This window comes from Winogradskya humida (assembly GCF_016862215.1).
GTDB classification, from domain to species: domain Bacteria; phylum Actinomycetota; class Actinomycetes; order Mycobacteriales; family Micromonosporaceae; genus Actinoplanes; species Actinoplanes humidus.
In genome coordinates this window covers 22,456-36,503 of record NZ_BOMN01000022.1, presented here as the reverse complement: position 1 = coordinate 36,503, position 14,048 = coordinate 22,456, and the positions used below count along the sequence as shown (strand labels likewise).

At 71.0% G+C, this 14,048-nt stretch carries 16 protein-coding genes; 10 read left to right on the top strand and 6 right to left on the bottom strand.

Annotated elements, in window-relative coordinates:
* Positions 1–110 precede the first annotated feature (110 nt).
* Together Ahu01nite_RS08450 and Ahu01nite_RS08445 are read right to left on the bottom strand one after the other, a co-directional pair.
* On the bottom strand, positions 111–413 hold the full coding sequence (locus tag Ahu01nite_RS08450) for a hypothetical protein (RefSeq protein WP_203835872.1): 303 nt from the start codon (positions 411–413) through the stop codon (positions 111–113).
* A gap of 119 nt (positions 414–532) precedes the next feature.
* Positions 533–1,408 carry an MBL fold metallo-hydrolase gene (locus tag Ahu01nite_RS08445; protein ID WP_203835871.1) on the bottom strand — a complete coding sequence of 292 codons (876 nt, stop codon included), beginning with the start codon at positions 1,406–1,408 and terminating at the stop codon, positions 533–535.
* A gap of 86 nt (positions 1,409–1,494) precedes the next feature.
* On the opposite strand from Ahu01nite_RS08445, the gene Ahu01nite_RS08440 reads away from it, so the two are divergent.
* The gene (locus Ahu01nite_RS08440; protein ID WP_203835870.1) at positions 1,495–2,376 is read left to right on the top strand and encodes an ABC transporter substrate-binding protein; all 882 of its coding nucleotides are present in this window, start codon (positions 1,495–1,497) and stop codon (positions 2,374–2,376) included.
* A gap of 262 nt (positions 2,377–2,638) precedes the next feature.
* On the opposite strand, the gene Ahu01nite_RS08435 is transcribed toward Ahu01nite_RS08440, so the two are convergent.
* Both Ahu01nite_RS08435 and Ahu01nite_RS08430 read right to left on the bottom strand, forming a co-directional pair.
* A complete protein-coding gene (locus Ahu01nite_RS08435) occupies positions 2,639–3,211 on the bottom strand; it encodes a hypothetical protein (protein ID WP_203835869.1) in 573 nt (190 codons plus the stop codon).
* A gap of 212 nt (positions 3,212–3,423) precedes the next feature.
* Positions 3,424–4,230 (bottom strand): CDP-alcohol phosphatidyltransferase family protein, encoded by an 807-nt coding sequence (locus tag Ahu01nite_RS08430; protein ID WP_203836002.1) that lies wholly within the window; start codon positions 4,228–4,230, stop codon positions 3,424–3,426.
* 113 nt (positions 4,231–4,343) lie between these two features.
* Between Ahu01nite_RS08430 and Ahu01nite_RS08425 the strand changes: the two genes are divergently transcribed.
* From Ahu01nite_RS08425 to Ahu01nite_RS08395, 7 genes are all read left to right on the top strand, one after another.
* Complete coding sequence (locus Ahu01nite_RS08425; RefSeq protein WP_203835868.1) at positions 4,344–5,321, top strand: zinc-dependent alcohol dehydrogenase; 978 nt, start codon at positions 4,344–4,346, stop codon at positions 5,319–5,321.
* On the top strand, positions 5,322–5,720 hold the full coding sequence (locus Ahu01nite_RS08420) for a 6-pyruvoyl trahydropterin synthase family protein (protein WP_203835867.1): 399 nt from the start codon (positions 5,322–5,324) through the stop codon (positions 5,718–5,720).
* Positions 5,717–6,748: a glycosyltransferase family 4 protein gene (locus tag Ahu01nite_RS08415; RefSeq protein ID WP_203835866.1), complete on the top strand. Its 1,032-nt coding sequence runs from the start codon at positions 5,717–5,719 to the stop codon at positions 6,746–6,748. Before Ahu01nite_RS08420 ends, Ahu01nite_RS08415 begins: the two co-directional genes overlap by 4 nt.
* Positions 6,745–7,560 (top strand): class I SAM-dependent methyltransferase, encoded by an 816-nt coding sequence (locus Ahu01nite_RS08410; RefSeq protein ID WP_203835865.1) that lies wholly within the window; start codon positions 6,745–6,747, stop codon positions 7,558–7,560. The genes Ahu01nite_RS08415 and Ahu01nite_RS08410 overlap by 4 nt, the downstream gene beginning before the upstream one ends.
* A gap of 61 nt (positions 7,561–7,621) precedes the next feature.
* Positions 7,622–8,632: a lysylphosphatidylglycerol synthase transmembrane domain-containing protein gene (locus Ahu01nite_RS08405; RefSeq protein WP_203835864.1), complete on the top strand. Its 1,011-nt coding sequence runs from the start codon at positions 7,622–7,624 to the stop codon at positions 8,630–8,632.
* Between the two features lie 37 nt (positions 8,633–8,669).
* Positions 8,670–9,359: a RibD family protein gene (locus tag Ahu01nite_RS08400; RefSeq protein ID WP_203835863.1), complete on the top strand. Its 690-nt coding sequence runs from the start codon at positions 8,670–8,672 to the stop codon at positions 9,357–9,359.
* A gap of 53 nt (positions 9,360–9,412) precedes the next feature.
* A complete protein-coding gene (locus tag Ahu01nite_RS08395) occupies positions 9,413–10,054 on the top strand; it encodes a GTP cyclohydrolase II (protein ID WP_203835862.1) in 642 nt (213 codons plus the stop codon).
* Here the strand turns inward: Ahu01nite_RS08395 and Ahu01nite_RS08390 are convergent.
* Complete coding sequence (locus tag Ahu01nite_RS08390; RefSeq protein ID WP_203835861.1) at positions 10,051–11,361, bottom strand: alpha/beta hydrolase; 1,311 nt, start codon at positions 11,359–11,361, stop codon at positions 10,051–10,053. The two genes, Ahu01nite_RS08395 and Ahu01nite_RS08390, sit on opposite strands and share 4 nt — an antisense overlap.
* 84 nt (positions 11,362–11,445) lie before the next feature.
* On the opposite strand from Ahu01nite_RS08390, the gene Ahu01nite_RS08385 reads away from it, so the two are divergent.
* Positions 11,446–12,048, top strand: a complete 603-nt coding sequence (locus Ahu01nite_RS08385; RefSeq protein ID WP_203835860.1) for a mycothiol-dependent nitroreductase Rv2466c family protein — start codon at positions 11,446–11,448, stop codon at positions 12,046–12,048.
* Positions 12,049–12,137: 89 nt separating this feature from the next.
* Positions 12,138–13,508 (top strand): B12-binding domain-containing radical SAM protein, encoded by a 1,371-nt coding sequence (locus tag Ahu01nite_RS08380; RefSeq protein WP_203835859.1) that lies wholly within the window; start codon positions 12,138–12,140, stop codon positions 13,506–13,508.
* On the opposite strand, the gene Ahu01nite_RS08375 is transcribed toward Ahu01nite_RS08380, so the two are convergent.
* On the bottom strand, positions 13,464–14,042 hold the full coding sequence (locus Ahu01nite_RS08375) for a TIGR03086 family metal-binding protein (protein WP_203835858.1): 579 nt from the start codon (positions 14,040–14,042) through the stop codon (positions 13,464–13,466). The genes Ahu01nite_RS08380 and Ahu01nite_RS08375 overlap by 45 nt on opposite strands.
* Positions 14,043–14,048 lie beyond the last annotated feature (6 nt).

Genomic DNA, 14,048 nt, shown 5'->3' with positions numbered 1-14,048 from the left:
CCCGTTAGAGGGACCTGCGGGCCGATGCCCAGCGCCTGCCTCCGCCCGCGACGATGATCAAGGGCCGCGCCGGCTTCCACGGGGGAAAGCCGGCGCGCCAACTTTCATGCTCACCGCACCGGCACCGGCCCCCGGTCGGCCGTGACCCATTCGCCGGACGGCGCCCGCACGGCCATCCCGGTCACGGGCGCGTCCGGCCCCGGGCCCGCCCGCAGGATCCGCACCACCGGGTGGCCCGCGCGCTCGGGATGCCAGAACCCGGCCGGGTCCCGGACCGACGACCAGGAACAATGCTCCTCATCGGTCCAGCCCCACGCCATCAGCAGGTACTGCCCGCCCAGTGAGTACCGTCCCACCGAGGCGGTCCGCTCCCCCTCGCTGCGATGGAAGAACTCCGCGCGCAGACCGGGCACGCTGACCCCCTCGAATGCGGCGTTCAGAACCGTCCGATGAGGGCTGTAGGACGCAAGATCGGGAAGTGGCACCCGCCGACCCTGGCATGTCCGGTGTGAATTTCAGGTGAACGACGCGGTTACGCCCAGTTCTTGACCGCGTACGCGCCACCTGCCCGCTCGATCTCCAGGGCGTGCGCACCGCTGAAGTGGGCGGGAAGCACCAGGGCGCGGTTGTCGGCGGCCCAGTCGAGCAGCCTGCGCCGGGTGGTCAGCGCCTGCGCCGGATCGTCGCAGAAGCAGCTGGCGTGTTCCGGGTGCGGCAGTTGCAACGGCGTGTGCATGATGTCCGCCGCGAACAGCGCCTTGTCACCACCTGACTCCAGCACGATCACACCATGCCCCGGTGTGTGCCCGGGCGCGGCCTCCAGCCGCAGATTCCCGTCGATCCGGTACGCGTCCCGCCACAACCGCACCTGCCCCGCCGCGTGCACGGGGGCGATGCTGTCCGCGTACGCGTTCTCGTTGACCCCGCCCGCGATCGCCGGGTTGTTCGCCGGGTTCCAGTACGCGAAGTCCACCTCGGGCATCAGGTAGGTCGCATTCGGAAACGTCGGCACCCATTCCCCGCCGACGAGCCGCGTGTTCCACCCGACATGATCGACATGCAGATGCGTGTTCACCACCAGGTCAACATCATCCGGGTGTACGCCCACAGCGGCGAGCCGTCCCAGAAAGTCGACATCCAGGTGGTCCCACGCCGCAACAGCCGGCCGCACCTTGTCATTACCCACGGCGGTATCGATCAGCACGGTCCGCCCCTCACTACGCAGCACCCACGTCTGCATAGCCGCCCGCACCATCTCCCCGTCCAGATGCTCGGGCACGAGCACCGCCCGCTGCTCCTCCCACGCCGCCGCCGGCAGATCCGGGAAGAACGCCCCGGCCGGCATGATCGGCCCGTCGCTCTCCTCGACCCGCATCACGGTCACGTCGCCCAGCTTGATGTCGTTCACAGGCCCTCCCAGGCATCGCGGATGAGTACGAGTACAGCGCGGTCCCCGCAGCCCAGCCACACCTTGCCGGGGATAGGCTCGCCGGTGTGCGCCTGGTCTCGCTGCTCCCCTCCGCCACCGAGATCGTGTACGCCCTCGGCCTCGGCAACGACCTCGTAGGCGTCACGTTCGAGTGCGACGAGCCGCCGTCAGCGCGTACCGACAAGGCAGTGGTCGTCGGCGGGAGAGACACGCGCGGCATGACCCCCGGAGAGATCGACGCGTATGTGAAGGGCCGCATGGCGGCGGGCGAGGACCTCTACACCCTGCACGCCGGAGCCCTGGCGGAGCTGAACCCCGAGCTGATCCTGACGCAGGACCTGTGCCGCGTGTGCGCCCTCCCCTCGGACCACGTCGAGGACGCCCTCGACCATCTCGGCTGCCACTCGGATGTGCTGTCCCTCGACCCGCACACCCTGGACGACGTGCTCGCCACGATCACCGAGGTCGGCCGGCGAGCCGGGGTCCCCGCACGGGCGGCAAGCCTGGTCGCGGACCTACGGGCACGACTGGCCGCGATCGCCACCGCCGTCGAGGGCCGCCGGCGCCCCCGCGTGGCCATCGTCGAATGGGTGGACCCGCCGTTCTCGGGTGGCCACTGGGTCCCCAACCTGATCACCGCCGCGGGCGGCAACCCGGTATCGGCCCGCCCCGGCCAACGCTCGATCGAAACAACCTGGCCTACGCTGATCGCCGCCCGCCCCGACATCGTCCTGGTCACCCCCTGCGGCTTCCACCTGGCCGGCGCGGTCTCACAGGCCGCCCTGGTAGCGCCCCACTTCCCCGACGCCGAGGTCTGGGCCATCGACGGCGACGCCCTGGTGGTCCGCCCCGGCCCCCGCCTGATCAACGGCATCGAAGCAATCGCCGCCATCCTGCACCCGGACGTGGTCCCGCCCGCCCCGGAGGGAACCATCCACCGTATGTGACCCGGACCCGCGGCGAAATCCTGCTGCCCAGCGCCCGACGTGTCGCTGTTCAGTCCGGCGGGGCGGCTCGGGTTCGAGCATCCCGCGATGGACGGCACCACGCTTGTGCACACCGATCTCGGGCCGGCCAACCTGATCGTGACCCCGCGCGGTCTGCGGATTGCCGACTGGGGAGAAATGGGCGGCGAAGTCGGCGGGGCGAACGCGGGTTGGATGCTCGACCTCGCTGCCTGGACCTCTCAGTGGGCGGCATACCGGACCATTACTGGGCGGCTCGGCGCAGTCCTTCAGCGAGCAGGTCGTTCGCGGTCGTGAAGTCGGCGCCGCCCACGACCGGGTCGGTCACCGAGATGATGACGACGTAGCGGCCGGTGACACCAGCGGTGTACGCCACCCAGCGGTCACCCTCGTCATACTGCTTGCTGAACAGCACCGTGCCGGGTCCGATCGGGTCCTCGGCGATCAGCCGGAACCCGTCCTCGCCGCCGCCCACTTTGCACCGGCCGAGCTGCTCCTTCAACGCCGCGATGTACGAACCGGCCACGGTCTCCGGGAACTCCGCGACGAACTCGTGCACCCGGGCCCGCGGCAGGTAGTCAGCGGCGATGGCACGGCTGGCGACAGGCGCTGGCACCGGGGAGTCGGCGCAGGGCTGCGGGAGACCTTCCTCGTCCGCCGCGGGCGCGGGCTCGACACCGTTGAGATCCTCGGCCTGCAGCATGACCCGATCCGGGATCGCCGGCCCGTCCCCGCCACGCTTCGCCGCCCACACGGCCCCACCCGTGACCAGAACAACAACAGCCACCGCCGAGATGATCACCGCGATCAATTTCATGCGCCCCATCCTGCCGCCCCGGGTCAAGCCACCGGGACACATCACGAAGGCAAGCCACGGGTAGAAGCGAGCCAGCAGGCGGCCCGGCCCAACCGGCCGGGCCGGGCCGCCCGACCGGGCCGGGCCGGGCCAGAGCACGGGGACCGAACCAAACAGACCAGGGCAAAGCCGGCTGACCGGGGCCAGTCCATCAACCGGGCCGGGGTGAGTGGTCAGGCGTTGGCCGAGGCGGTGCGGCGGCGGCGCTGGGACGGGATGCGGGCGGCCGGGATGCGGCGGGTGAGCGGGGTGCGGGCGGCGGTCGTGCGGCGGGCAAGCTCCGTGCGGCGCAGCCAGGCGATGTCGCGGCCGAAGGACCAGGTGAGGGTGATCAGCGCGACGGCCAGGGCGGCGAAGGACAACCCGTGCGGCAGCAGGTTGGCCGTCACCACCACCAGGACCACGCCCTGCAGGGCGGCGACGACCTTGCGGGAGAACTTCGGGGGCAGGGCGCCGTTCAGCCAGGGGGCGGCCCACATCGCGGCGACGAAGACGTAGCGGAACGCGCCGATCGCGATCGTCCACCAGCCGTAGGTGCTGCCGACGTACACGCTGAGGACCAGGATGAGGAACGCGTCGATCTCCATGTCGAAGCGGGCGCCGAGCGGGGACGTGGTGCCGGTGCGACGGGCGACCTGGCCGTCCACGCCGTCGAGGGCGAGGGCGACGCCCACCAGGGTCACCAGCACGGGCAGTGAGATCGACTGCGAGAACGACGTGACGACCAGGGCGGTCACGCCGCCGACCAGGACCGCGCGGCCCAGGGTGACCGCGTTGGCAGCGCCGAGGGCGCGCATGCCGGCCCGTTCCAGACCCGTCCGGAGCAGCACATACAGCGCGATGGCGTACGCGATGCCGGCCACCCAGCCGTTGCCGGTCAGCCCCGTCGTCGCCGCGAGGGCGGTGCTGAGGACGAGGTGGGCCACGAGGCCCGCGAGGGGTCCTCGGGCGGGCCTGGCCGTCATCGTGCCGATACTCATGGTCACCGTGCCTCCGGGGGCGCAAGATCGGGTCCCGCGTATGGTTGCCGCTGTCCTCCTGCATCACGTTGGTGCGGCGGCTTCGGTTCATCGATTGCGGAAGGAGATCGCCGGTGACGGATTTCGCGTTCTGGATCACGGCGCCCGGCGAGGGCGAGATCCGGCCCGTGGAGGTGCCCGCACCGGGTCCCGGTGAGGTGCTCGTGCGGACCCTGCACTCGGGGGTCAGCCGGGGCACCGAGACGCTCGTGTTCCGCGGTGGTGTTCCGGAGAATCAGCACGCCACGATGCGTGCGCCGTTCCAGGAGGGCGATTTCCCGGCCCCCGTCAAGTACGGCTACCTCAACGTCGGCGTGGTGGAAGAAGGCCCGGCGGAGCTTCTTGGGCGTACGGTGTTCAGCCTCTTCCCGCACCAGACGCGCTTCGTCGTACCCGTGGAATCCGTCACTGTGGTGCCGGAGAACGTCCCCGCCGCCCGGGCCGTCCTCGCGGGCACGGTCGAGACCGCGCTGAACGGGCTCTGGGACGCCGCGCCGCTGATCGGTGACCGGATCGCCGTGGTCGGCGCCGGCATGGTCGGCGCGAGCGTGGCCGCGATCCTGTCCCGCTTCCCCGGCGTGAGACTGCAGCTGGTGGACGCGAACCCGCAACGCGCCGAGCTGGCGGCCGCGATGGGCGTGGACTTCGCCCTGCCCGCGGACGCGGCCGGCGACTGCGACCTGGTCGTGCATGCCAGCGCCACCTCGGCCGGGCTGGCCCGCTCGCTCGAGCTGCTCGCCGTCGAGGGAACCGTCGTCGAGCTCAGCTGGTACGGGGACAAACAGGTCAGCGTGCCGCTCGGGGAGTTCTTCCACTCCCGGCGGCTGGTGGTCAAGAGCAGCCAGGTCGGCGGGATCGCCCCGGCCCGGCGCGGGCGCCGCACGTACGCTGACCGCCTGGCCACGGCCCTCGACCTGCTCGCCGACCCGGTCTTCGACGCCCTGCTCACCGGGGAGTCCGACTTCGCCGAGCTGCCCGGGGTCATGCCCAGGCTGACCAGCGGAGAGCTACCGGCGCTCTGCCACCTCATCACCTACACGTCTGGAGCGTGAATGTTCAGCGTCACCGTCCGTGATCACATCATGGTTGCCCACAGCTTCCGCGGGGAGGTGTTCGGCCCGGCCCAGAAGCTGCACGGCGCCACGTTCGTCGTGGACGCCACGTTCAAGCGTCCCGAGCTGGACGACGACAACATCGTGGTGGACATCGGCCTCGCGCTGCAGGAGCTCGGCGCCATCTGCAAGGGCCTGAGCTACAAGAACCTGGACGACGACACCGACTTCACCGGGATCAACACGTCGACGGAGTTCCTGGCGAAGGTCATCGCCGACCGGCTCGCGGCCAAGGCGGCCGACGGCGGGCTCGGGGCCGGCGCGGGCGGGCTCACCGGGATCGCGGTGACGCTGCACGAGTCCCACATCGCGTGGGCCTCGTATGAGAGAGATCTGTGACCGATCCGCTCTGGGCGGTGCTGCCGGGCGGGATCGACGACCCGGCGGCACCGAGCGGCGGCAACACGTACGACCGGCGGGTGCTGACCGGCCTCGCGAGGACCCGGGACGTGCACGAGCTCGCCCTCACCGGCGAGTGGCCGCACCCCTCGGACGCGTCCCGGGCACGGCTGCGGCGGGTTCTCGCGGACATCCCGGACGGCGCGACGGTGCTGCTCGACGGCCTGGTGGCGTGTGCGGCGCCGGACGCCATCGAGGCACAGGCCGACCGGTTACGCCTCGTGGTGCTGGTGCATCTGCCGCTCGGTGACGAGACCGGGGCGGACGCGACGCTCAGTGAGCTCGAAGGGCGTACGGTCCGTGCGGCGTCAGCGGTCGTGGCGACCAGTGCCGGTGCGGCGCGGCGCGTCGAGGGCCTGCACGGTCTGCGGGACGGCAGCGTGCAGGTAGCGCTGCCCGGCGTCGACCCGGCACCGGAAACCGACCCGAGCGCGACGGGCAACCGGTTGCTGTGCGTCGCCGCCGTCACGCCGCGCAAGGCGCAGGACGTGCTGGTCGAGGCACTGCGCACAGTGGACGATCTGGACTGGGAGTGCGTCTGCGCCGGCGCATTGGACCGGGATCCTGCGTTTGTTCAGCCGCTTCTTGCGTACGAAAAGGTGCGGTTTGTAGGGACCAGGACCGGTAAGGCGCTCGACGAGACGTATGCGGCGGCGGATCTTCTGGTGCTGCCGTCGCGCGCCGAGACGTACGGCATGGTGGTCACCGAGGCCCTGGCCCGGGGCATCCCCGTGCTGGCCACCGAGGTCCAGGGTGTGCCCGAGGCGATCGGGACCGCACCGGACGGGACCGTGCCGGGTGGCCTCGTGCCGCCGGGGGACGCCCCAGCCCTGGCCGGCGCATTGCGGCGCTGGCTGACCGACCCCGGTCTGCGCACCGATTGGCGGGCCGCCGCCCGCGCCCGCCGTGGCACGCTGCGCGGCTGGGACGAGACGACACGACAACTGAGCGAGGTACTCGAACCATGACCGGAGAGTTCAGCACCGACTGGCTGCTGCTGCGGGAGCCCGCCGACGCGGCGGCCCGCGCGACCGACCTGATCGACGCGATCAAGGCCCGGCCCGAGTTCGGCAACGGTGGCGAGATCGTGATCCGCGACCTCGGCTGCGGTGCCGGTTCGCTGGGGCGGTGGCTGGCTCCCCTGTTGCCGGGCCCGCAGCGGTGGATTCTGCAGGACAGGGATCCGGCGCTCCTCGCGTACGCCAAGTCTCATCTGCCTGAAGCCGCCGCCGACGGCAGCCCGGTGACCGGGGAGACCTCGGAGCTGGACGTGGCCGGCCTGACCGCGGAGCACCTGGCCGGGGTGTCGCTCGTCACGTGCTCGGCGCTGCTCGACCTGTTCACCTCCGACGAGGTGGCCGCCCTGGCCGACATCTGCGTGGCGTCGGGCACCCCGGCGCTGTTCACCCTGACCGTGGCCGGCGAGGTGACCCTGGACCCGCCGCACCCCCTCGACGAGGAGGTGGTGGCCGCGTTCAACGACCACCAGCGCCGTCACACCGGGGACCGCTGGCTGCTCGGACCGGAGGCCGTCGGCGCGGCCGCGGAGTCCTTCGCGCGGGCCGGGGCGAGTGTGACCACCCGGGCCACCCCCTGGGAGCTCGGTCCCGATCAGCGCGAACTGACCGTGGAATGGCTGAAGGGCTGGGTGGCCGCGGCCGCCGAACAGCGCCCTGAGCTGGCGCTGGACGACTACCTCGCGGACCGGGTGGCGGCTGCCGGGGCGGGTGGGTTGCGGGTGTCCGTGGGCCATCAAGATCTTTACGCCCAGAAAGACTGAACCGCACGGCCCCACCGGGACGTATTAGTCGCAGGAACGGCTAACCGGAGGTGGCGTCGCAATGAACCGATCGATCTGGGCGTGGGTCCGAGTGCTCGGCGGGGTGGCGATCCTCGCGGTGCTGCTCTGGCGCCTGGGCACCGGTGCCTTCCTCGACGGGCTGCGGGTGATCGACGCCACGACGCTCGGCACCGCGTTCGCGATCGGCGTGACCACCACGGTCTTCAGTGCCTGGCGCTGGTGCCTGGTCGCGCGCGGCCTGGGCATGCGGCTCTCGCTGCGTACGGCGATCGCCGACTACTACAAGGCGCTGTTCATCAACGCGGCGCTGCCCGGCGGGATCCTCGGCGACGTGGACCGCGCGGTGCAGCACGGCCGTGAGGGCGGCGACGTCGGCAAGAGCGTCCGCGCGGTGGTCCTCGAACGCACCGCCGGTCAGGTCGTACTCGTCACGGTCGGCCTGGTGGTGCTGTTCACGGTGCCGTCGCCGGTCCTGTCCCACCTGCACGACCACGCCCCGGTCATCGGCCTCGCCGTCGCGGCCGTCATCGCCGCCGCCCTGCTGGCGGTGCTGGCGGTCGGCCGGCTGCGCACCGGGGCGTCCCGCTGGGCCCGCGCGGCCCGCACCGGGGTCACCGAGATCCGCGCCGGGCTGCTGTCGCGCCGCAACTGGCCGGGCATCGTGCTCGCCTCGACGATCGTGCTCGCCGGGCACCTCGCGACGTTCGTGGTCGCGGCCCGCGCGGCCGGCTCGGGGACCTCCGTGCTGCGGCTCGCGCCGCTGATGCTGCTGGCCCTGCTCGCCATGACGCTGCCGGTGAACATCGGCGGCTGGGGGCCCCGCGAGGCGGTCACCGCGTGGGCGTTCGGCGCGGCCGGTCTCAGCGCCGGCCAGGGCCTGACCATCGCGGTCGTCTACGGCCTGTTCGCCTTCGTGGCCGCACTGCCCGGGCTGCTCGTCATCGCCCACCGGGCGATCACCAAGATGCGGGTCCGCGCGGTGGCGCCCGTCTCCCCCGCCGTCTCCCTTCCGATGCCCCAGGTGCGGCAGCTGGTTGGTAGCGGTGCGTGAGGGTGCCGACACAGTTGGTTCGGTCTATGTTGGGTCAGTGAAAGATCGCCCGTACGTGCTGCTGAGCTGTGGCATGTCCATCGACGGATACGTGGACAGCCCGGGCGACGAACGGCTCCTGCTCTCCAACGACGCGGACTTCGACCGGGTGGACGAGGTGCGCGCGACCTGCGACGCGATCCTGGTCGGCGCGGGCACGGTCCGCACCGACAACCCGCGGCTGCTGATCCGCGACGAGGCCCGGCGCCGCGCCCGGATCACCCGCGGCGTCTGCCCCGATCCGGTCAAAGTCACCGTCACGAGCAGCTGTGACCTCGACCCGTCGGCCCGGTTCTTCGCTCTCGGGGAGGCCGACAAGCTCGTCTATTGCGCGTCACCTGCGCTCCCGTCGGCGCGGCGCAAGCTGGGCGGTGTCGCCACCGTCATCGACGGCGGCGATCCCCTGGACCTCAACCGGGTCACCGCCGACCTGGCCGACCGCGGCGTCGGCCGGCTCATGGTCGAGGGCGGTGGCAGCATGCACACCCAGTTCCTCACCGCCGGGCTCGCCGACGAGCTGCAGCTCGTGGTCGCGCCGTTCTTCGTCGGCGATTCCAAGGCGCCCCGTTTCGTCAGCGACGGGGCTTTCCCGTGGGGACCGCAGCGCCGGGCGGATCTGACCGAAGTGCGCCAGATAGGCGATGTCGTGCTGTTGCGTTACGCACTGTCCGACAGGTTCCGGGACTGACCCGGGCACTGAGGGGTACGAATATGCGACAGATCAACAACACTGGGGGGCCGATGTCCGACTCACTGGAATGCCGGGTGTTACAGCGGGCGACGATCCGCACCCGCGTCACGGTTCCGCTGCGCTTCGCGGACGGTTACTCCACCACCGCCCAGGTGCACACGTTCAACGGCCTCGCCGACGGCAAGGAGCACCTGGCCCTCGAGCTCGGCTCCCCGGACCCGGACAGCGTCCCCCTGGTGCGGCCCCACTCCGAATGCATGACCGGCGACGTGTTCGGCTCCGAGCGCTGCGACTGCGGGCCGCAGCTGCGCGAGGCCGTCGAACGCATCACCCAGACCGGCGGCTACCTGCTCTACCTGCGCCAGGAAGGCCGGGGCATCGGCCTGTACGCGAAACTCGACGCGTACGCGCTGCAGGACTCGGGCCTGGACACCTACGAGGCGAACGTCGCGCTCGGCCGGGGCGAGGACGAGCGCGACTACACCGCCGCGGCGCAGATGCTGCTGGCGCTCGGCACGGAGAAGATCCGCCTGCTGAGCAACAACCCGGACAAGGCCACCCAGCTCCAGGCATACGGCGTGGAGGTGAAGGAACGCATCCCGACCGGCGTGCACCTGTCCCCTGCGAACCGGCGCTACCTGGCCACGAAGGCGACCCACACCTCGCACACCCTCGACCTGCCCGGCCTCTAGCAGACCGTTCCGCGGCGTGGCACGGTCAGATTCAGCAGGTACGCGTCCACGGCCGCCTTCACGCAGGTGGATCTGTTGTACGAACCGTGCCCCGCGCCGTCGTACGTGAGCAGCACGCCGTGCCGGCCGAGCTGGGCCGCCACGGATCGCGCCCAGTTGTAGCCGCTGGCCGGGTCGTGCCGCGCGTTGATCAGCAGGAGCGGCGTGCGGGTGTGCACGTCGAGGCGGTGCTGCGGGTTCGTCACCGGTTGCGGCCAGCCGAGGCAGGTCCCGATCGCGAGGACGCCGGCGGAGTATCGCAAGTCACGGGTCGCGTTACTCGTGATGAGCCGCTGGTAGGACGCGTAGTCGCGGACCGGCAGCGCCCAGTCGTTGCAGAACACCGCCGTCGTGGGCTGCGGCGCGGACTGCTTCTCGATGTCACCGGTGGCGATGGCGGCCGCGAAGCCCGCATAGTCCGGCGCGTACATGCTGCGATGTGCGGTAGCCGTCAGGTCCCACAGCTCGTCCGGGCCGGCGGCGTCGAGCAGGGCGGCCCACTCGGCGTGCACATCCTTGCCGTGCAGGGCACAGCTCTCCGTCGCGTCGCACCACGCGGCGAACGCGTCGAACGAGTCCTGCAATGCCCAGGCCTGGGTCCGCAGGAAACCGGCGGTCCGCTGACTGTGGTCGACGGAGCTCTCCAGGACGACCGCCCGGGTCCGTGACGGGTACGTCTCGGCGTACAGCTCCCCCACGAGGGTGCCGTAGGAGCTGCCGTGGAACGTCAGCTGACGTTCGCCCAGTGCCGACCGGAGCGCGTCGATGTCGCGTACGGTGCTCAGGCTGTCGGCATGCTCCCAGAGCGGGCCGTAGTCCTCGCGGCACGTCGCCCAGGCGGCCTGGTTCTGCTGGATCCGCAGGTCGAAGTCCGCGGCGCTCGTGATCACGGGTGACGCCGGGGCGGGGCACGGCATCGGACTGCTCTGGCCCACCCCGCGCGGGTCATAGCTGACGATGTCGAACCGGTCGATGAGATCCTGGCTGAACCGGTCGAACCGCTTCGGGTCGGTGATGACGCCGACGCCGGAGTCACCGGGGCCGCCGGGGCCGAAGACCAGGGTCCCGACGCGGAGCTCCGGTTTCGCCTGGTGCCGCGCCACCCGGAAGCCGAATTTCTCCCCGCCCGGATCGCTCCAATCGACCGGTAACTGCAGTGTTGCGCACTCTGCGGAATTGCCGCAGGAGGTCCAGGAGATGGGTACGGGTGCCGGCGCGGCAACGGCGCCCGCCGTCATCACCAGCGCCAGCACGGATGCGATAGTCATGACTCGATGCTTGAGGAAAGTGATCCGCGCGGTAATCGGGTGCGTCCCGGAGCTTCCCCGTAAGGGACGGCATATCGTCGGGTCATGACGACTGTCGACTTCTACTTCGATCCGGCGTGCCCGTTCGCCTGGATCACCTCCCGCTGGATCCTCGAGGTCGAGAAGCAGCGCGAGGTCGACGTGCGCTGGCACGTGATGAGCCTCTACGTCCTCAACGAGGGCCGGGATCTCCCCGAGTCCTACCGCACCTCGGTCAACGCCTCGCTCGGCACGGTCCGCGTGGTCACCGCGGCCTGGCAGCAGCACGGCGACCAGGTGCTCGCCCCGCTCTACACCGCGCTGGGCACCCGCATCCACAACCAGGGCCGCAAGACCGACATCGCCGCGGTCATCGCGGAGTCCCTCGAGGAGGCCGGCCTGCCCGCGTCCCTCGCGGAGGCCGCGCAGAGCGACGAGTACGACGCCGCGCTGCGCAAGAGCCACCACGAGGGCATGGACCCGGTCGGCCCGGACGTCGGCACCCCGACGATCCACATCGACGGCGTGGCGTTCTTCGGCCCGGTGCTGAGCAGCATCCCCAAGGGCGAGCAGGCCGTGAAGATCTTCGACGGCGCGGTGGCCCTGGCGAGCTACCCCGACTTCTTCGAGCTCAAGCGCACCCGCACCGGCGGCCTCAACTTCGAGTGAAGTGGTGCGTGCGGTCTTCTCCGCAAGGCCGCACGCAACCTCCTCCGCGGGCGCACAGTTTCTCCGCAAACGCTTTCTACCGTGACGGCATGCGAGTCACGATGATCCTTCCCGCGCTGACCGAGGCGACCAGCCCGCTGTTCCGGCCGATCAAGTATTCGCTGTTCCCGCCGCTGGGCCTGGCCACGCTCGCCGGCTACCTCGGCCCGGACGACGAGGTGCGCATCGTCGACGAGCACGTCGAGCGGGCCGATCTCGCCGACGACCGGCCGGACGTCGTGGTGATCCAGGTGTACATCACGTCGGCGCGGCGCTCGTACGAGCTGGCCGACCGGTACAGGGCCCGCGGCGTCTTCGTCGCCCTCGGCGGCCTGCACGTCACGTCGCTGCCGGACGAGGCCGCCGCGCACGCCGACGCGATCTTCCTCGGGCCCGGCGAGGACACGTGGCCGCAGTTCCTGGCCGATTACCGGCGCGGCGAGGCAGCCTCGCGCTACGAGTCCACCACGCGGACACTGCAGGGCCTGCCCCCGATCCGGCGCGACCTGATCAAGCGCGAGCGGTACCTCGTGCCGAACTCGATCGTCGTGTCCCGGGGCTGCCCGCACCATTGCGACTTCTGCTACAAGGATGCGTTCTTCGAGGGCGGGAAGTCGTACTACACGCAGGCGGTCGACGACGCGCTCGCCGAGATCGACCGGCTGCCGGGCAAACACCTGTATTTTCTCGACGACCACCTGTTCGGCAACCGCCGCTTCGCCGAGGCCCTGTTCGAGGGCATGAAGGGCATGGGCCGGGTCTGGCAGGCGGCGAGCACGGTCGACGCGGTGCTCGCCCCCGGTCTGGTCGAGAAGGCGTACGCCGCCGGCCTGCGCAGCATGTTCGTCGGCTTCGAGACGGTCAACGAGGCCAACCTGACCGAGCAGCGCAAACGCCAGAACGTCGGCCGTGACTACGACGCGGTCGCCCGCCGCCTGCACGACGCGGGCGTCATGGTCAACGCCAGCTTCGTCTTCGGCATGGACGGCGACGGCCCCGACGTCTTCGGCCGCACCGTCGACTGGGCGGTCGGCGCGGGCCTGGAGACGGCCACGTTCCACATCATGACGCCCTACCCGGGCACCGCCCTCTACAAGCGGATGCAGGCCGACGACCGGATCGTCCACCACGACTGGGACCTCTACGACACCCGGCACGTCGTCCACCGCCCGCGCGGGATGACCCCTGAGCAGCTCGAAGCCGGCTACTGGCAGGCATACCGTGACTTCTACCGGTGGGGCAACATCTGGCGCGGGGCTGCCGCGAAGCCGCTGCCGGACCGGATGCGGCATCTCGCGTACGCCGGGGGGTGGAAGAAGTTCGAACCGCTCTGGGACGCCCTGATCCGCTCCCGGCAGGTCCTGCGCGCCCTCCCCCTACTGGAGACGACTCTCGACCGCATGCGGGTCGCGGCCCAGTAGCAGCAGGATCCGGTCGAGGGTGCCCGCGTCCTCCGGCAGCGGCAGGGCGGGCGCGAAGGACACCCTGTTCTCCTTCGGCACGGCCTCCGCAACCACCAGCGCCGCGTCGAGCACCTCCGGGGCGAGCGTGAAGCCGACGCCGATCGTGCGGGCGACGTCCCACCCGTGCACCACGTAGTCGACCAGGTGGAATCCGACGGCGATCCGCCCGGGCAGGACCCGGCCGAGCTCGGGCAGGGCGAAGGGTCGCGCCAGGACGCCCGTCACGGCGAAGGCTTCCAGGACCAGGTCAACCGCTTGTGCGTACGCCGTGAGCGGCTCGTCGGTGTCGCCAGATCGCCAGATCGCGAGGTCGTCGCCGTGTCCCCGCGCGGCGGCGGCGAAGCCCCGGTGCTGGGCGGTCATGTGAGCGAGCAGGGCCCGCAGGTCCCACCCCGCGCACGGCGTGGCCAGGGTGAGATCGGCGGTCGTGGCCCGGGCGACCACGCCGGCACTTCCACGGGTCGCCAGGGCGTCCGCCTCAATGATATGCATTCGCTT